This is a genomic window from Bacillus sp. JJ675, assembly GCF_036963165.1.
In the GTDB taxonomy this organism is placed as follows: Bacteria; Bacillota; Bacilli; order Bacillales; family Bacillaceae; genus Bacillus; species Bacillus glycinifermentans.
The window spans coordinates 20365-38789 of the sequence record NZ_JBALMR010000070.1; the positions used below are offsets into that span (position 1 = coordinate 20365).

The 18425-nt window shown below is 47.4% G+C and carries 20 protein-coding genes; 16 read left to right on the top strand and 4 right to left on the bottom strand.

Translation table 11 applies throughout. From position 1 onward, the window contains the following. The first annotated feature begins 103 nt into the window (after nt 1-103). Nucleotides 104-691 carry a TetR/AcrR family transcriptional regulator gene (locus tag V7126_RS17850; RefSeq protein WP_046130870.1) on the top strand — a complete coding sequence of 196 codons (588 nt, stop codon included), beginning with the start codon at nt 104-106 and terminating at the stop codon, nt 689-691. A gap of 134 nt (nt 692-825) precedes the next feature. On the opposite strand, the gene V7126_RS17855 is transcribed toward V7126_RS17850, so the two are convergent. Continuing rightward, a complete protein-coding gene (locus tag V7126_RS17855; protein ID WP_046130871.1) occupies nt 826-1035 on the bottom strand; it encodes a membrane lipoprotein lipid attachment site-containing protein in 210 nt (69 codons plus the stop codon). A gap of 152 nt (nt 1036-1187) precedes the next feature. Between V7126_RS17855 and V7126_RS17860 the strand changes: the two genes are divergently transcribed. Continuing rightward, nucleotides 1188-3062, top strand: coding sequence for a DUF2207 domain-containing protein (locus tag V7126_RS17860; protein WP_046130873.1), 1875 nt, complete (start codon nt 1188-1190; stop codon nt 3060-3062). Between the two features lie 50 nt (nt 3063-3112). On the opposite strand, the gene V7126_RS17865 is transcribed toward V7126_RS17860, so the two are convergent. After that, complete coding sequence (locus tag V7126_RS17865) at nt 3113-3583, bottom strand: DUF4188 domain-containing protein (RefSeq protein WP_046130874.1); 471 nt, start codon at nt 3581-3583, stop codon at nt 3113-3115. Further along, nucleotides 3561-4142 (bottom strand): PadR family transcriptional regulator, encoded by a 582-nt coding sequence (locus tag V7126_RS17870; protein ID WP_046130875.1) that lies wholly within the window; start codon nt 4140-4142, stop codon nt 3561-3563. The genes V7126_RS17865 and V7126_RS17870 overlap by 23 nt, the downstream gene beginning before the upstream one ends. 289 nt (nt 4143-4431) lie before the next feature. On the opposite strand from V7126_RS17870, the gene V7126_RS17875 reads away from it, so the two are divergent. From V7126_RS17875 to V7126_RS17940, 14 genes are all read left to right on the top strand, one after another. Then, nucleotides 4432-5034 carry a TerD family protein gene (locus V7126_RS17875; protein WP_335498037.1) on the top strand — a complete coding sequence of 201 codons (603 nt, stop codon included), beginning with the start codon at nt 4432-4434 and terminating at the stop codon, nt 5032-5034. A 29-nt stretch (nt 5035-5063) separates the two neighbouring features. Continuing rightward, nucleotides 5064-5645 (top strand): TerD family protein, encoded by a 582-nt coding sequence (locus tag V7126_RS17880; RefSeq protein WP_046130877.1) that lies wholly within the window; start codon nt 5064-5066, stop codon nt 5643-5645. A 65-nt stretch (nt 5646-5710) separates the two neighbouring features. Beyond that, the gene (locus V7126_RS17885) at nt 5711-6289 is read left to right on the top strand and encodes a TerD family protein (RefSeq protein ID WP_046130878.1); all 579 of its coding nucleotides are present in this window, start codon (nt 5711-5713) and stop codon (nt 6287-6289) included. A 68-nt stretch (nt 6290-6357) separates the two neighbouring features. Further along, on the top strand, nt 6358-7131 hold the full coding sequence (locus V7126_RS17890) for a TerC family protein (RefSeq protein WP_175075250.1): 774 nt from the start codon (nt 6358-6360) through the stop codon (nt 7129-7131). A gap of 103 nt (nt 7132-7234) precedes the next feature. After that, complete coding sequence (locus V7126_RS17895) at nt 7235-8422, top strand: HpcH/HpaI aldolase/citrate lyase family protein (RefSeq protein ID WP_046130880.1); 1188 nt, start codon at nt 7235-7237, stop codon at nt 8420-8422. Next, nucleotides 8412-9734 carry a phosphoribosyltransferase family protein gene (locus V7126_RS17900; RefSeq protein ID WP_046130881.1) on the top strand — a complete coding sequence of 441 codons (1323 nt, stop codon included), beginning with the start codon at nt 8412-8414 and terminating at the stop codon, nt 9732-9734. Before V7126_RS17895 ends, V7126_RS17900 begins: the two co-directional genes overlap by 11 nt. After that, on the top strand, nt 9727-10836 hold the full coding sequence (locus tag V7126_RS17905; protein ID WP_046130882.1) for a cysteine protease StiP family protein: 1110 nt from the start codon (nt 9727-9729) through the stop codon (nt 10834-10836). Before V7126_RS17900 ends, V7126_RS17905 begins: the two co-directional genes overlap by 8 nt. After that, entirely contained in the window at nt 10833-11648 is an 816-nt protein-coding gene (locus tag V7126_RS17910; protein ID WP_046130883.1) for an HAD family hydrolase, read from the top strand. Before V7126_RS17905 ends, V7126_RS17910 begins: the two co-directional genes overlap by 4 nt. Further along, nucleotides 11641-11910 (top strand): helix-turn-helix domain-containing protein, encoded by a 270-nt coding sequence (locus V7126_RS17915; protein WP_046130884.1) that lies wholly within the window; start codon nt 11641-11643, stop codon nt 11908-11910. Before V7126_RS17910 ends, V7126_RS17915 begins: the two co-directional genes overlap by 8 nt. After that, on the top strand, nt 11867-13471 hold the full coding sequence (locus V7126_RS17920) for a YceG family protein (protein WP_046130885.1): 1605 nt from the start codon (nt 11867-11869) through the stop codon (nt 13469-13471). The genes V7126_RS17915 and V7126_RS17920 overlap by 44 nt, the downstream gene beginning before the upstream one ends. Before the next feature lie 16 nt (nt 13472-13487). Next, nucleotides 13488-14582 (top strand): toxic anion resistance protein, encoded by a 1095-nt coding sequence (locus V7126_RS17925; RefSeq protein ID WP_046130886.1) that lies wholly within the window; start codon nt 13488-13490, stop codon nt 14580-14582. Between the two features lie 351 nt (nt 14583-14933). Beyond that, a complete protein-coding gene (gene opuAA / locus V7126_RS17930; protein WP_046130887.1) occupies nt 14934-16193 on the top strand; it encodes a glycine/proline betaine ABC transporter ATP-binding protein OpuAA in 1260 nt (419 codons plus the stop codon). A gap of 1 nt (nt 16194) precedes the next feature. Beyond that, a complete protein-coding gene (opuAB, locus tag V7126_RS17935; RefSeq protein WP_046130888.1) occupies nt 16195-17040 on the top strand; it encodes a glycine/proline betaine ABC transporter permease subunit OpuAB in 846 nt (281 codons plus the stop codon). After that, nucleotides 17040-17921, top strand: a complete 882-nt coding sequence (locus V7126_RS17940; RefSeq protein ID WP_046130889.1) for a glycine betaine ABC transporter substrate-binding protein — start codon at nt 17040-17042, stop codon at nt 17919-17921. Before opuAB ends, V7126_RS17940 begins: the two co-directional genes overlap by 1 nt. 42 nt (nt 17922-17963) lie before the next feature. Here the strand turns inward: V7126_RS17940 and V7126_RS17945 are convergent. After that, on the bottom strand, nt 17964-18425 hold a 462-nt coding region (locus tag V7126_RS17945; RefSeq protein WP_335498048.1), incomplete at its 5' end, for a M20/M25/M40 family metallo-hydrolase.

Sequence of the window (18425 nt, forward strand, 5' to 3'; positions counted from 1 at the left end):
TAATTCATTCTACGTTCGGAACAACTGGCGTGTCAATGAAAATTAATGAAATATTTTTATGTTATAATTTCATTATGAGAATATTTACAGCAAGGATGATTGGATGAACGGATTTGAAAAAAGGGCTTCATTGATTAAAGAGAAGATCAAGAAAGCGACATTGGAGCTGTTGAAGACGTGGGAACCGAAGCGAATCCGCATCACGGACATCGCCAAGAAAGCCAATGTTTCGCAGGTAACGATCTACAATTATTTCGGGAGCAAAGAAGCGCTTCTGCATGAGGTATTCAAGGACTATATTGACCAAGCCGTCGACGAGTTTACGGAATACATGAATAAAGATATATCGGTGAAAGAAAAGATTGAACATATCATTTTGCAAAAGAAAGAAGCCAATCGCGAAAAGTTTACGCTCACGATGATCAGAGAGCTGATGATCGAAGACAATGAAATGATGGACTATATTCAAACGCAATATGACGAAAAAATCATTCCGCTTATGCTTCAATTGATAGAAGACGGCCACCGGTCGGGTGCGATCTCTTCTAACATTACCGCGCAAAGCTTTCTTGTGTACATGAACATGATCATTCAACATTCAAAAGAGCTGGGAGAGGCTTTTGAGAAAAACAGCCATTTTACCGAAGAAATGCTGCACCTTTTTTTCTACGGCCTTTGCGGAAGGCCGTAGTGCGTCAGGGTGGAAGGAAAAAGGCGGGGAGATTTGCATAAAGAGTAAACTCTTGCGAATCCCGCGGAACAGTTGTGACTGACGTCACCTGACTTATCGGCGCGAAGTCATTCGGAGGAGTCGGCGGGCCCGCATTAAGAACAGCTATTGATTGCTGCATCAAATGCATCCTCAGGGATATATGTCGTCCCGCCTTTATCTTTGAAAGGGATTTGATGCTCTTTTAAGCAATTTTTGTTTTCCTCTGTGAGAGAGTCCCCCCATTTGACATATTCACCTTTATAGTTCTTTTGACAAGCTGAAAGAATACACGTGATAGAAAGCAGTATGATGAATTTTTTCAACAAAAGGCATCCTTCTTTCTTTGAAAAATCTATTTTCATCTATTATATAAAACATTTGGACATTCAGTGTCATATCTATGAACATCTGAAACAATTCTCCCGCTTTTCCGTATATTTAAGGCAGAGACAAAAAATGAAAGGATTTACTGAAGATGAAGCGTTCCTTTTTCTTTTTGATGTTCAGTGCTTTTTTTCTTATTTCAGGATTTTCTGACGCGGAAAAATCCTTTTCGATTGATAAGGTTGATATTCAGGCATCGGTGAAAGAAAATGGCGATTTGGATGTTGAGGAAGTGTATACATACGATTTTCACGGTTCCTTCAACGGGATGACAAGGTCGTTCACCGAGAAGACGTCCGGCCGCGTGAAAGGGTTTAAAGCGTATCTTTCCGAAAAGCGGGGCGGATCCCGGCCGTTAAAAACAAAGTTTGAAGATGGAACGTATTTCGTGTATGCGGCTTCAAAAGACGAAACGAAAACCGTGCGGTACCACTATACCGTCGAGGAAGCCGCGCAAAAGTTTGAAGATACGTCCGTTTTGTTCCATTCTTTTTATGAAAAGACAAATGAAGATTATCATCATGTGACGATCCGGGTGAAGCTTCCGGATCAGGTGAAGGACTCCGGAATACACGCGTTTTTACGCGAAAAAGGAAAAGGGAAGATCGCGGAGATCAAAGATCGGACTGTCACGTATAAAAGCGCTCTTTATCCGGCGGGGACAAGCTCTGAGCTGAGAATTTACTTCCCGCAGAATGCACTGCCAAAGGCAGTCCGTCATCCGTCTATTGAACCGAATGACGATTTGCTTAAGGAGGAAAGAAACACGGCCATACGCTATGCCAAACATGCCGAGCGAATGGGAAACGCAAACAGGCTGATATGGATTTCTGCGGGGCTCATCGGTTTGGCGCTTGCCGTTCTGGTCATGTTTTCGGTCATAAGAAAGAGGAACCTAAAGCTGGTTCCGGTCGAACAGCTGGAAACGTTCGATCCCGTGCTTGTTGCCTTTTTGTACAGAAAAGGGGCATTCAAAGACCGCGATCTGCTTTCCGGTTTGCTGTCGCTTTACCAGCGGGGGCTTCTCACCATGAAAAGGGTACAAGCGGAAGAAAGGTTTCTCCGCGATAAAAAAGCGCCGAATGAGACGTATCAATTCGATTTTTCCGGAAATAAGGCCGATCTGCCGAAGCCCGATCGGCTGCTCATCGAAAAGCTTTTTGACAAAACGGGAGAAAATGCATATACATTCAGGCTGGACTCGCTCAGCGGACCGACAGAAGAGGAAGTCAAAAAGCGGGAAGACTTGGAAAAGTACGAACGGAAGCGAATCATTCTCCAAAACGTGGTTCAAAAATGGACGGAAAGCGTCAAGCAAGATCCGCTGTACAGAGAGTTCTTTCAAGAAAACCGCTGGCTTAGAATGATTTCGCTTTCCCTCCTTTTCGTGCAGACGGGGCTTTTGCACAATATCCTTTATGCGGATATTGTGCCGCTGATCGGTTTTATGACTGCGTGCATCATCTTCGGTTTTGGCTTGTCGGCCGGCATCGTTCTTGCAAAATCTAAACTGTATTCGATTCTGTTTTTCATCGGGCTGTTTTTCGCATCTGTTTTCACTGAAAGCGCGGACACCATTATGTCCTACGGCGGGTCTATCGTGCTGTCGATCCTGCTGATTGCCATGATCCCTTCCTTAAAAGAAAACAGATGCGCATCTGTATACAGAAGATCGATCCACTATTGGAGAAGTCAGCTGAAAAAAGGCGAACCTTTGAACAGTTTGGAAAAAGAAAAAAGCATGATCTATGCGATTGTTCTCGGGGTCGAGAAACAATTCCAGGCATCGTTCAAGACATCATCAGACACGCTTGACCGCACATCCCCGGTCATCGGCCTGGCTGCAGCCGGCTATCTTCAATACCCGTTTTCAAGCTGGCAGCATACGGCCGCTTATTCAGGCGGCGAAGCTCATGATGCAGGCGGTTCGGCGTCTGACGGCGGCAGCGGAGCAGGAGCTTTTTAAAAGAAAAACGGCGCCACATTGACTAACGCCTGCAGGCTGCAGGCGTTTTCTCATCCCCGGATTCGCTGTTCCGCCGTTTTTGTCCGGCGGGTAACGGGTGTATGGCCGTATGCTTTGGCCAGCCCGAACAGCGGCATGTTGTGATAAAACGTTTCATAGCGGCCTTTTGGGACTGTGTATGTTTCATGATATATGCCGACAGCTCCGGAGGCGGCCGATTTTTGGTAATAATTGCGCCAGGCGGTCATGTGCTTTTCTTCTTTTGCATAGATAGTCAAGGCTTCAAATGAACGCCAGTATTGGATGAGGAAGATCGTCCGGAAATTGATCGATGTTTCCATAGAGAGAAAGCCGGAATCTTTGTTTTTGTAAAGCTCGCGGATCATCGGGGACATGGCGGTAAACACCGGCCACCATTTATGAACGGCGTGCCATTTGTTGATCCGCATGCCGATCACAAATACAACTACTTCGTCATCAGGGTCGGCCGTCATCGGCTTAGTGAAGATCGTTTTTCCCATTTGTCTCATCCTCCCGGTTTGTTAAACGGCTGATTGTCGCTTCACACCACTCGATTCCGGCACGCGTGCTCCGCTTTCCATAATCAAGCGTGAAAAGCCAGTACTCCGAATCGCGCGAATTGTCCTTACACGATATGATCGATTGTTCTATTGCGCGGTATGCGTCATATCGTTCTTTAAGCTTTTGCTGATACTCTCTGACTTTTTCGGCGGTTGACAGCCGGTCTTGCTGTTTGCTGAAAAAAATCTTCAGCAGAAACTCGTTTTTTTCCGCAGCGATTTCTTTGATCGGCTCTTCCAGCCAGGTTTGCAGTGCTTCCTGTCCCTCCTTTGTGATGCGGTACTCTTTTTTATCGGGCTTATTTTCTTGGGCGGATGCTTCAGCCGTCACCCATCCGGTTTCTGTCAGGTGCTTTAGTGAGGGGTAAATTTGGCCGTAGCTGATTTTCCAAAAGTGATTCAAACTCCTGTCGATCATTTGCTTTATGTCATATCCCGTTCGATAGCCGGCCGTGATCAAACCGAGCAGGGCATAAGGCGTATTGTTTTTCCTAGACATGGCTGCCACCTTTCTGTATCTATATGATATATATCTTTTAGATATATTTTAATGAAGTCTGTTTTCCCTTGCAATGGTTTGGGTTTAAAAGATTATAAAAAAAGTGAAACCTTCACTTGGAGTAGTCCGTATATATGGTTAAGCAGGTTAAATATTGATTCATTAGTCGTATATTTAATGAAAAGATCGAATGATTGTAGTATGATGAAATGAATCACGCTGGCGTGAATGATGTCGTTTCAGCAAATATTTTTCTTACAATTTATGATTCTATGGGGGAGTGAACGGTTTGGCTATTTCTTTAGAGAAAGGTCAGCGGATTGATTTAACAAAAGGAAATGCAGGGCTTTCCAAAATCATGGTCGGCCTTGGCTGGGACCCTGTTTCATCAGGGAGCGGCGGGTTTTTTGGAAAGCTTTTCGGCGGAGGCGCACCGAATGTGGATTGCGATGCCTCTGTATTGATGCTTGAAAATGGAAGAGTCACAGAAAACAAGAATGTCATTTATTTTGGAAATTTGAGAAGCAGATGCGGCAGCATTGAGCATACGGGCGATAATTTGACAGGGGAAGGCAGCGGAGACGATGAGCAAATTATCGTGGATCTTCAAAAGGTTCCCGCTCAAATCAATAAGCTTGTTTTTGTCGTGAACATTTACGATTGTGTCAAACGAAGCCAGCACTTCGGAATGATCGAAAATGCCTTCATCCGCATCGTCAACAGGGCTGACAGCCAAGAGATGGTCAGATACAATCTTAAAGAGGACTATTCTGGGCGGACAAGCCTGATAGCGGGCGAAATTTACCGCGATGGCGGCGAATGGAAGTTCACTGCCGTCGGAGAAGGCACAAACGATACGAGCATAACAGACCTCGTCAAACGCTACGCTTAATCGAAAAAACACAATAAGGAGAGATACAAATGGCAATCTCATTAGCAAAAGGGCAGAAGATCGATTTAACGAAAACGAATCCGGGCCTTTCGAAAGTTGTCGTGGGACTTGGCTGGGACGTCAATAAATACGACGGCGGAGCTGATTTCGACTTGGATTCCAGCGTGTTTTTGCTTGATGCTTCAGGGAAGTGCGCGTCGGAAAAAGATTTTGTTTTTTACAACCAAACCCAAGGCGGCAACGGTTCTGTCATACATACGGGCGACAACCGGACAGGTTTGGGCGAAGGCGACGACGAGCAGGTGAAAATCGACTTGAACGCTGTGCCGGCTAATATCGAACGGATTTCATTCGTCATTACGATCCATGAGGCGGAAGCCCGCAGGCAAAATTTCGGACAGGTGTCAAACGCATATGTCCGCGTGCTGAATGAAGAGACAAACGAAGAACTGATCCGTTATGATCTGGCTGAGGATTTCTCCATTGAAACGGCGCTGATCACCGGTGAGCTTTACCGCCACGGCGGAGAGTGGAAATTTTCTGCGATCGGTTCCGGATACCAGGGCGGACTGGCGCGGATTGCCACAGATTTTGGCTTGCAAGTCGGCTAAATCCGTTTTTGGACAGCGATGCCGCCTCCCCGCGGCATGACATTTTGTAAAGGAGGTTCCACCATATGGCTATTCAATTATCAAAAGGACAGCGGATCGACTTAACGAAGACGAATCCGGGCTTGACGAGAGCGCTGATCGGCCTGGGATGGGATACAAACAAATATACGGGCGGAGCTGATTTTGACCTGGACGCTTCCGCTTTCCTCGTGGACGCCGATGATAAATGCGTGAACGACCATGATTTTGTTTTCTACAACAATCTGGAGCACCCGAGCGGAGCCGTTATTCATACGGGCGACAACAGAACGGGGGAAGGGGACGGCGATGACGAGCAAATCATCGTCGATTTTTCCAAAATTCCTGCCCATGTCGAAAAAATCGGCATCACCGTGACGATTCATGATGCAGAAAGCCGCAGCCAAAATTTTGGACAAGTTTCAAACGCTTTTGTGCGGCTTGTCGATGATGCGACAAATGAAGAGCTGCTTCGCTTTGATTTAGGAGAAGACTTTTCGATCGAGACGGCAGTGGTTGTTTGTGAGCTTTACCGCCACGGGGCGGACTGGAAATTCAATGCGATCGGCAGCGGATTTTCGGGCGGATTGGCTTCGCTTTGCCGGAATTACGGCCTGCAAGTCTAGTTTTACAGAGACTGGATCACGATTTTGTGGTTCAGTTTCCCTTTTCAATCATTAGGAGGTAACCAAACGTGGATTTATTCAATCATATTATTTCAATATACGCCTCATTTTTCGACTGGAAAATGTGGGTTGAGGTTTTAAGCGATCCCGTCTCGTGGGGGCTGATCGGTTCACTGGTCGTGCTGGAAGGGCTTTTGTCGGCGGACAACGCACTCGTTCTCGCCGTGATGGTGAAACACCTTCCGGAAAAACAGCGTAAAAAAGCGCTGACTTACGGTTTGGTCGGAGCGTATTTCTTTAGATTTCTGTTTATCGGACTCGGCATGATCCTTATCAAATTCTGGTGGATCAAGCTGCTCGGCGCTGCATACCTGGCATGGCTCGTCATTAAGCACTTCTTTATCGGAGAAGGCGATGATGATGCGAACACCGTTAAAAAAGACGGCTGGATGGTTCGCGTGTTCGGGATGTTCTGGGCTACCGTCATTACTGTAGAATTGATGGACCTTGCTTTCTCGGTCGACAGCATCCTTGCCGCATTTGCGATTTCTGAAAAAGTTTGGGTGCTGTTAATCGGCGGAATGCTCGGCATCTTAATGATGCGGACAGTCGCGAAATTCTTCCTGACACTGATTGATAAAGTGCCTGAGCTTGAAACGACTGCGTTTATTTTAATTGGAATCATCGCTTTGAAAATGGCTGCAAGCGTATGGCACATCGAGATGCCGCACAGCGTATTCTTCATCATTCTGGTTATTGCTTTTGCAGCGACATTTATCATTCACTATATGAACAAACAAAAAGCTGTCAAAGAACAAACGGCCGCTTCAAAGGAAGAATAAAAAGAAAATCGAAGGGGTGGAAGGGTTGTTTCCTGCTCCACTCCTTTTTTTACATAGTCAAACAGCGGCAGGCGTTGTCCTTTAGCTAAAGAAGGTGATCCATTTGCAGTACTTTGATTTTTTATCGGCCTCTCAAAAAGAAAATGTCTTTTTCAAACAGCCTGGCATAGTGACGAAGGACTCCCCGAAACACATACTCGAGTATGCGCTCGGGGCTACGCTTTATGTGCCGGGAAACCGCAGTGACATCGCAGACATGATCATAAAGCGAAAATATCCCGCCCTATGCTCCGTTGTTTTCTGTCTTGAGGATTCGATCGGCGACTGTGAAGTTCTACAGGCTGAAAACAATCTTGTCAGCCAAGCCGACATCATTTATCAGGCTCAAAAATTGCGGCACATAGATCCCGATGTGCTTCCGCTGATGTTCATCCGCGTGCGTGAGCCTGAACAAATGCTTGAATTAGGCAATAAGCTTGGAAGGGCGCTTCACCTGTTTACCGGGTTTGTATTTCCTAAATTTTCAACGTTCAATGCTGAGCACTATCTTGATACTCTAACTAAATTGTCGAAAGAATCAGGCATTACACTGTACGGAATGCCTATTTTTGAAACCCCGGATTTACTTGCCATGGAAACGAGAAGAAAGGCGCTGGAGGAACTAAAATCGACGCTCGTCTTCTACCAGGATGTCATCCTGAACATACGGATCGGCGCCACCGATCTGTGCGGGTTGTACGGGTTGCGGCGGAAACCGCAGACTACCATTTATGACATTTGGGTCATTGCTGATTTTATTAAAGATATGATCAATTATTTCGGCTTACAGTTTGTCATATCCGGACCCGTCTGGGAGTATTTTGAAGATTCCTCGAAAACGGCCGGCTCTTTTCCGCAGCGGACTTCTGGTTGGGAGGGGCTTACAGACGAAGGTCTCAATCCGTATACGGACGGATTGATCAATGAAACGCTTCTTGACCTGGCCAACGGCATTCACGGCAAAACCGTGATTCACCCGACCCATATAAGAGCTGTGCAAAGCCTGCATGTCATTTCAATCGAAGAGTATTTGGATGCTTTAAGCATAGTCGAAAGCGCCGACGGCACGCGCGGCATTGTGAAAAGCTCTTTTTCCAATAAGATGAACGAAATCAAGCCGCACTTAAGCTGGGCGAAAAAAATACTTTTAAAATCTGAAATATACGGGGTGTATCATGAAAACCGCAGCTACATTGACATCCTTACGGCAGACAAACCGCCGCTTTCAAATCTTGGATCATATGGAAGTTGACCTGTCGGTTGCCGACAATCCGCTGTCTATTCCTCCCGAGGCGCTATTTGAAATGGCGGCCAGGGTCAATAAAAAGAGGGGTTTTTTATTTGTCAGCAAGGTACTCGGCAAGCACATTCCGGCAAGTCCTTTGAAGCCGCTGCTCGCTTCAGGGCTGTTGGCGATCGAGTATGCGGAAAGAACATTCGGCCTGATGACAGATATAAAGGAGGAAGTGATCAAAGGATTTTTGGCAGAGGATCATGAGAGCATGAAAAAGGCCTGCGACCTTCTCAAAAAACAGCGGCTTTCGCTGCCGGTCTCTCCGATTGTCATCGGCTTTGCAGAGACGGCGACTGCTCTCGGCCATGGTGTGTACGACTCTATTGAAGGTGCTTCCTTTATCCATACGACGAGAGAAACGTTAAAAGACGCCGATCCCGTCTTGACGTTTGAAGAAGAGCATTCCCACGCTGTTGATCAGCTCTGCTACACGGAAGAACCTATTTTCTCCGCTGCCGGGAGGCCCGTGGTTCTCGTAGACGATGAACTCACAACCGGCAAGACGGTGCTGAACATCATCAGGGATATTCAGAAAAAGCATCCGCGCAGGGAGTATGCCGTTCTTTCTCTATTAGACTGGCGGTCAAGTGAACATAAAGAAGAATTCAGGAAAGCGGAAGCTGAACTGGGTGTGACCATTTCGACGAGCGCTTTATTATCGGGAGCTGTCGCATTTCAAGGGAAAACGCTTGACCAATCGTTATACGATGATCGGCCGCACGGTGACGAAGAAGACGTCTCTGTCAGCTGGATCGACCTCAGCGATTGCTTCACGGCGCTTCCGCATCTTTCAGAACAAGCAGGGGCTGCTCCATTTGTCAAAGAGACAGGCCGTTTCGGACTTGCTGCAGGCGATAAGCGCGGAGTCGAAGACGCATGTCAAAAAGCGGCCGAACGACTCAATGCCCTGCGAAAAGGAAAGCGCGTGCTGTGCCTGGGAACGGGCGAATTTATGTATCTTCCGATGAAAATCGCGTCTCTTATGGGTGAACACGTTTTCTATCATTCAACGACAAGAAGCCCGATACATCCGTCTGGTGAAGAAGGGTACGCCGTTAAGAACGGCTTCGGCTTTCCAAACCCGGAAAATGAGACTGTGAAGCATTTTATCTATAACCTTCCGAAACGGGGTTATGACGAAGCGTTTGTATTTATCGAAAAATCCGTTTCTGCGCGGTCTTTGCTGCCGATGCTTCGTATTTTCAGCGATCGGCAAATTAACAGTGTCACCGTTGTGACGTTTTCCAAAGGGAGTGATCGTCATGGCTGATGTTGCTGCAAGAATGGGGAGCTATCCCGAGTCGGATGTGACGTTTCTTTTAAAAGACCTGTCAGGCATTTCGATTGAAAAAGGCACGCGTGAAAGGGAAAGCCTGATTCAAGGCGGCACGCATTATTCTGAAATGCTCCCTGCCGAGTATAAACCGACCGAGGAGTACATGAAGCTGTTTTACGCTTCGCTTGAAGAAGGAAAACGCAAAGTGGCGGAGGCCGTCGGGGCTGTCGCTGAACAAATCGTCCAGACGCGGGGGCTGAATACCGTGCTTTGCAGTCTGGCGCGGGCCGGTACGCCAATCGGCGTCCTCATTAAACGCTATATTGAACGTAAATACGAAATCGCTCTTCCCCACTACAGCATCTCGATTATCAGGGACAGGGGAATTGACGAAAACGCCCTGCGCTATATCCTCCGTCATCATCCCGGATATAAGGTTGCATTTATAGACGGCTGGACGGGTAAGGGTGCGATTACAAACGAATTGACGCGTGCAGTAAGAACTTTTAATGAAGCAAACGGCACTGAGCTTTCCGCAGAGCTCGCGGTTCTTGCCGATCCGGGTTATTGTTCATCTTTGTTTGGAACGAGGGAGGATTTCCTCATTCCGAGCGCCTGTTTGAATTCCACCGTATCGGGTCTTGTCAGCAGAACCGTTTTAAACGGGAAATGGATCGGAAAAGAAGATTTTCACGGCGCGAAATATTACGCGGACTTGCGAGAGGAAGATGTCTCAAATCTCTATGTCGACACGATTGCCGCTGAATTTCCCGCCGCTGAAAAACAAGCCGCAGAAACGGCCGCGCGGTTTCTCAAAAAAAGAGAGGAGCCCGATTGGCGCGGCCTGGCAGCAATTAAAAGCATTCAGAACGACTTCGGAATTGATAACACGAATTTCATCAAACCCGGAGTGGGTGAGACGACGAGGGTATTGCTGCGGAGAGTGCCCTGGAAGATCTTAATTCAGCCCGGTTCGAGGCAAAGGCTCAAGCATATCATGCTCCTTGCAGAAGAGAGGGGCGTTCCAATTGAGGAATATACCGATATGTCTTACAGCTGCTGCGGATTGATCCGTCCGGTCGGGAGGGGCAAATGAAAGCTTTTGCAAGCGATTTGGACAGAACATTGATTTATTCAAAAAAAATGATTGAAGCATACGGCGCATCTGCCGGCTATGAACTGATCGAAACCCTCGGCGGCAAAGAGATTTCCTATATATCGGCCGCGACGGCCGCAAATCTGCGCAGGATCAATCAAGGCATGTATTTTATCCCGGTTACGACCCGGACGACAGAACAATATGAGCGAATTGCGTTTTTTCAAAAAGACGTCATTCCTGAATACGCGATTACGACCAATGGAGCCTGCATTTTAAAGAACGGCCGCCCGATTCGGGAATGGTCAAACTTTATCGAAAGCCGGCTTCAATCTTGCACGCCGATCGAAGACATATGTGAGGAAATCGGAAAGCTTCCATTATCGCGATCAGTGGAACGAATCCGGACGGCTCACCATTATTTTGTTTATTTGATTTTGAGCGAAGAAGGTATCAGCGGAATCGACGCCGCTTATGCAAAAGCGTGGGCCGCCGAGAAAGGGTGGCAGGCGTCCCTGCAAGGTAGGAAGCTCTATTTTATCCCGGAGCCGCTGAATAAATGGAAAGCGGTCGATTATTTGAAGTGTGAGCTGAACATCGATAAGGTTTATGCGGCGGGCGATTCGCTGCTCGATTTTGAGCTGATCGCCCAAGCTGACTGCGGTGTTTCGCCCGCTCACGGAGAGGTGCTGCATCACCACCCTGATCTCCATGCGACGGCGCATTGGGGCATGAAGGCGGCGGATGAAATCACAGAGCGCATTGTGAACGAAGAAATCAAACCATATTCTAGGATGATCAGTTATGATTAAAATAATCGATCTTACCAGCCGTGAGATTCTCAGTTCCCAGCAGGCCTGTGAAGAATGGGGAATCGACTCATCAACGCTTCGCAAAAGAGTGCACGATTTCCCCGCAGGAACGATCAGAAAGTTTGGGACGACCTATGCTGTGACACGGGCCGGCATGTGCGCCGTTTTCGGCACAAGCAATGAGCATCTAGCGGAAAAAGGGGGGGAAGCGAAGCACTATGAATCAGCAGGTGAATATTCAAAGGACACCGATCAAAGATGATGAATGGAAACAGGTGATCCATCAGCCGCTTTCAGAAAGAACCCCTTATGAAACAGGCGGCCAATTAACGATCGCCAACGTTGCGGGCCGGATTCTCGGGACGCCGCACGATGAAACAGATTACTATATTGGTTTGCATGAGCTGTACGAATCGCCGGACGTTCACGTTTTAAGCGAGACGCTGGATAAGACGATCGATCAGAAAAGGTTTCAGGCCATCCAGCACATCCATATGATCAACCAGAAGGAAAAAGGGTTGTCGGTCAACCGGTTTGCCGCCTTTCTGGACGGAGAGCAGCTTATTGTGAAACATCCCCATCCCGGGATGCACAGGCATTTGAGAAAAGCTTTTATCGATGTGCTGAAAACTTTTCAGTCTCACCATGAGCAAGGCTTCAATCACCCCGATTTTCGCAGGATTCTTTTGGATCTTGTGAAATGGATGGGGAATCATCTTGAACCTTGGCTGAAAGATGCCGATATTGAGAAAGGAATGCCGCGCGTTATTTGGTACGGAGACGCCACGAAAAGCCAGCTCTATTTTTTATATTATTTGATGCTCATCGGGTGCGATGTACTGATTTTTCATCCGGAAGGAAAGGATCAATTTAACGAGATCGACCCGGATCAAAGGTTCTCTTTTGTATACGCGTATCCGGGAACATCGGCACCTGAACCGTTCCCGACGGAAAAGCCGCAGCGAAAATCAACGGTGGCATACCGGTCGACGAAGGAATTGGACAGCGTGCTCCACAATGAAGAGTCCATGATGTATAAACCTTGGCAATTCAGGGAGCACACGCCGGTCTCCGTGACGCTGAAGACAACATATGATGAGCTGTTTTTAATTGCGAAAGAACGCGCGTTTATCCGGCCGAATTTCCGGGCGGACAATGCAACTGTCGAGATTCCGAATTTGTTTGCGATGATTATGGGCATTACCGCCAATGAAAAAGAATACTGGGACCGGCTGCAGACATTGACCGGGTACAAGGAGTCCCATACGATCAGGCGCTTCCCGTTTACAGAGGAGGTAAAAGCCAATTATCAGTTCCATTACAGCCATGCCCTCGATCAGACGGGGCAAATCGATCCCGTCCGTCTAAAGGAGAGCAATATTTGGCGCTGCAAGCATTTGCCGGAGGGAATTCAGGAAGGCATCGCACAGGCCATTTCGAGATTGTGCAAACACGCAAAGCTCCTGCCGCAAAACGGCGAAAGCGAAGCGGATGTCAAGCTTTATTTGTTCACTCAGGCCGTCAATCTCCCTTCTTCGCTGTTGAACCTGATCCAAACGTTTGACTATGCGCAGACCGTGCCGAAGCTGATTCTGTACCATACCGAACAGACGGGTGCATTATCGCGTTCGGACGCCGCGGCGCTGCTCTTGTTAAACGAAATCGGCATCGATATCATCGTTTATAATCCGCCCGGTTACAAATGTATCGACCATTATATTGAAGACCAGCAGTTTGACACTCATTGGCTTGATGAGATGTCCTTTAATCAGGAATTCAAAGAGCCGTCAATCGTACGGAAGTTCATCAATAAAATTTTCTAACAAGGGGGCCATCCAAATGGCAAATACAACGGAAACAAGCCTCGTTAACATCGACAAAGAAGAAATTTCAATTGAAAAAGCGGAGGATATCCGCGCCAAGCTGCGCCAGGAGCCGGAGGTGCAAAGCCTCGCCCAGCAGATTGACGTCAAAAACCAGGTGGCGCTTTTGGAATTCGGGAAGGAACCGGCACAGGAGATTTCCAAGTTCTCAGACCGCATCCTCTCGATGATGAGAACAAACAGCGTGACAGATTCCGGGGCTATGCTATCGCAGCTCGGAAAAATCATGGACCGCTTTGACAAAAACGATTTTGAAGAACCGAAAGGCCTGCTGTCGAAAATCTTCAAGCGCGGAAACAGCATGATCGAGAAAATCTTTAAAAAATATCAAACGCTTGGCGGTGAAATTGAAAAAATTAACGTCGAGATCTCGAAATATAAGGATGAAATGACAAAGTCGACGATCACGCTCGACGAAATGTATGAGAACAACCTTAATTATTATGTTGAGCTTGAAAAATACGTCGTAGCCGGCCAGATGAAAATCGAAGAATTGAAGCAGCTTATCCCTCAATATGAAGCGCAAGCGGCAAGCGGCAACCAGATGGCGCAGATGGAGCTTGATACGCTGAAGGGCGGCGTTCAGGCGCTGGAAGAACGCGTCTACGACCTGGATATGGCGAGGATGGTCGCCATTCAAACGGCGCCGCAGATTCGTCTGCTTCAGCGCGGAAACACGAAGCTGATCGGAAAAATCAACTCCGCGTTCATCATTACGATTCCGATTTTCAAAAACGGCATCATCCAGGCTGTTACGGCTAAGCGGCAAAAGCTTGTCGCCGATTCAATGAGCGAACTCGACCGCCGTACAAATGAAATGCTGAAGCGCAACGCTGAAAACATTTCAAATCAATCCGTGGAAATCGCGAGAATGTCCGGCAGACCAAGCATTGACATTGAAACGATCGAACAATCGTGGAATACGATTGTCAAAGGAATGCAGGAGACAAAGCAGATTGAAGAAGAAAACAAGCGCCTGCGGGAAGAAGGATCCAAGCGCATTTTGGAGCTTCAGAACAATATGAAAAGGGCCGCGCTGAGTGGATCATGAGAGAAGGAGCCGTCCGTGTAAAGGACGGCTTTTTGTTCTAAGCATCAATCATAAATATTTTCATAAAACGTTAATCGGAAGCAATACTATAATGATGAGGCATGGTAATAGTCAAAACTGGTGAGAATAGGCTCAGTTTAAGCGTTTTGGCCTGTTTGTAACTTCTTGCGTTTTTTATCACTCAAGGAGGATTTATAAGTATATAGGAGGATTTTGGAGTATTTATAGCTTTTATTGACTATGGAAATACCTTATCAGTATAGTTTGTACAATTTAAGCTGAATATGCTGTTTGAATGAAACGGTAAAAACATGTTACGGTTAAAAGGATGCTTTAAAATGGAGGGATAGAATGAGTGTAGAAGATAAAAATATAAAAATTAAAGTCAATAAAGTATCTAAGATTTTCGGGAAGCAGACAAAAAGAGCCGCGCAGATGCTGGCGAATGGAAAAACAAAAAAAGAGATTTTAAAAGCAACCGGTGCGACCGTTGGAGTCAATCAGGCTGACTTTGATGTATACGACGGAGAGATATTTGTCATCATGGGTCTATCAGGAAGCGGAAAATCCACTTTAGTGAGAATGCTGAATCGGTTGATTGAACCGACCGCTGGGGAAATATACATTGATGGTGACATGATAACAAATATGTCAAAGGAACAGCTGCGCGAGGTGCGGCGTAAAAAAATCAGCATGGTCTTTCAAAAGTTTGCTTTATTTCCCCACCGCACGATTCTCCATAATACGGAATACGGTTTGGAACTGCAGGGTGTTGATAAAGAAACGAGAAGGCAAAAAGCGCTTGAATCCCTTCGTCTTGTCGGACTTGAAGGGTATGAGGATCAATTTCCCGACCAATTGAGCGGAGGAATGCAGCAGCGCGTCGGCCTTGCCCGTGCGCTGACAAACGATCCCGATATTTTGCTGATGGACGAAGCGTTCAGCGCGCTTGATCCGCTGATCAGAAAAGATATGCAGGATGAACTGCTCGAGCTTCACGATTCTGTCGGGAAGACGATCATTTTTATTACGCACGATCTTGACGAAGCGCTCAGAATCGGCGACAGAATCGCACTGATGAAAGACGGAAACATCGTGCAGATCGGCACTCCTGAAGAAATCTTAATGAATCCGTCAAACGAATATGTTGAACGTTTCGTAGAAGATGTCGATTTATCGAAAGTGTTAACCGCCGGACATATTATGAAACGGGCCGAAACGGTCCGCATCGACAAAGGTCCGAGGGTTGCGCTGACGCTCATGAAAAACCTGGGGATCTCGTCTATCTATGCCGTAGATAAACATAAACGGCTGTTGGGCGTCATTTCTGCAGAATCCGCCAAAAAAGCGGCCGAAAAAGGAGCCGATTTGGAATCCGTTCTTCAGAAAGAAATGACGACCGTTCATGAAGATACGGTATTGACGGAGATTTTCGAGCTTGTCTCTGATGCCAACATTCCGATTGCCGTAGTGGACGACAAAAACAGAATGAAGGGCATTGTCGTAAGAGGCGCATTGATCGGCGCTCTTGCCGGAGACGACCAATATATCAACTTGCCAAACGAACAAAGCGCATCTGAAGAAGATGTCATCGTTGAGGAGGTGAACTAAGATGAGTGCACTGCCTAGAATTCCATTAGCAGAAATCATTGACCGTTTTGTTGATTGGCTGACCTTAACCTTTGGCGGAGTGTTTGACGGGATCGCCAACGGGCTTGAGAGTATCGTTGACGGCATTGTCATCGGATTGGGAGCCATTCCATCTATTTTGCTTATCGTCATTTTCGCTGCCGTCGCTTGGTTTATCAGTACGCGGGGGATCGCACTTTTCACATTAATCGGTTTTCTTATTATCGATTACCTTGGCTATTGGGACCCTATGCTTCAAACGTTGGCGCTCGTCGTCACATCTGTGGTCATCTCGATCATTGTTGGTGTGCCGGTCGGCATCTGGGCGTCCCAGCAAAATACGGTTCGCCGGATTGTGACGCCGATTTTGGACTTAATGCAGACAATGCCGGCTTTTGTATACCTGCTTCCTGCGATCTTTTTCTTTAATATCGGAGTTGTGCCGGGCGTTGTCGCTTCTGTTATTTTTGCAATGCCGCCGACGATCCGCATGACGGTTCTCGGTATTCAGCAGGTGCCGGAAGATTTGATCGAAGCGACAGAGGCATTCGGCTCTACAACGTCGCAGCGATTGTTTAAAGTGCAGCTGCCGCTCGCCGCAAAAACGATTTTGGCGGGTATCAACCAAAGCATCATGCTGGCGCTGTCAATGGTTGTTATTGCAGCTATGGTCGGGGCGCCGGGCCTCGGAGAAAAAGTATACAGCGCGGTTACACAGCTCAAGACCGGCGTAGGTGTTGAAGCCGGAATCGCAATCGTGATTGTCGCGATTACATTGGATCGCATTACGCAAAATATCCGGGTGAAGAAGACGAGGAGGAATGCCTGATGTTGAAAAAAATCATCGGCATCGGCACTGCCGCCGCTCTGTTCTTCTCGCTTGCGGCCTGTGCTCCAACAGCGGATGAGAATGCTACGGCCGGAGAACAGGTCAATCACAAAATCATCGGGATCGACCCTGGCTCCGGAATCATGGCGCTTACCGATAAGGCGATAAAAGATTACAAGCTCGATGACTGGACGGTCATCAAATCGTCAGGCGCGGCGATGACCGCCACGCTAAAGAAAAAATACGACAGAAAAAAGCCGATCATTATCACGGGCTGGACCCCGCATTGGATGTTCTCGAGATATGATCTGAAATATTTGGACGACCCTAAAAAATCGTACGGTACTGCGGAGCAGATTCATACGATTACCCGCAAAGGCTTTGGAAAAGAACAGCCTAATGCGGCTAAGCTTCTCAGCCAGTTCAAATGGACGGAAGATGACATGGCGGAAGTGATGATTCAAGTAGAAAACGGAACAGATCCGAAAAAAGCGGCGGCCAGCTATGTGAAAAAGCACCGCGATCAGATCGCTGAGTGGACAAAAGGCGTCAAAAAAGTGAAGGGAGACAAAATCAACCTCGCTTATGTCGCATGGGACAGCGAAATTGCCAGCACAAACGTTGTCGGAAAAGTATTCGAGGATTTGGGCTACAATGTGAAATTGACCCAGGTCGAAGCAGGGCCGATGTGGACGGCCATTGCAACCGGCAGCGCGGATGCTTCCCTGTCAGCTTGGCTGCCAAACACCCACAGAGCATACGCGGCTAAGTACAAAGGCAAATATGACGACGTCGGCACAAGCCTGACAGGCGTAAAGATGGGGCTTGTCGTGCCGAAGTATATGGAAAACGTCAACTCCATTGAAGATCTGAAGAAATAAACAAAACCTCTCAGCTCCGGCTGAGAGGTTTTTTTCGTAAACTTAGCCGATGCTGACCTCCATTTCATTTCCGATTTTTTCAAACGTCTTCAGCACCGCTTCGGCTAAAATGTCAGCTCCGGTAAACATGGCGTCCCTGTCAAAGGTCATCATCGGGTGATGAAGGCCGGGTGTAAGGCCGCAGCCGAGCCCGAGCATCGTCGCCTTTAGATGAGGGCGCTTCACAGAATAATAATGAAAATCTTCTCCTCCTGTTGTAACGAGCGGCTTATCGAGGTTCCCTGCGCCGATTACGCTGCTGATCGCCTCTGCCATGATGGCGATCGCCGCTTCGTTTTTAACGGCTGCCGGGAGGCTGTCTTCTTTATGCAGTTCGATGGTTGCTCCGAATGAGTCAGCCACGGCTTGGCAGGCTATTTCTGTTTCCCTCTCAAGGACTTCCATTGCTTCGTTCGTCTGAGCCCTTAGGTCAAGGCTGAAGCTGGCTTTGCCCGGAATGATATT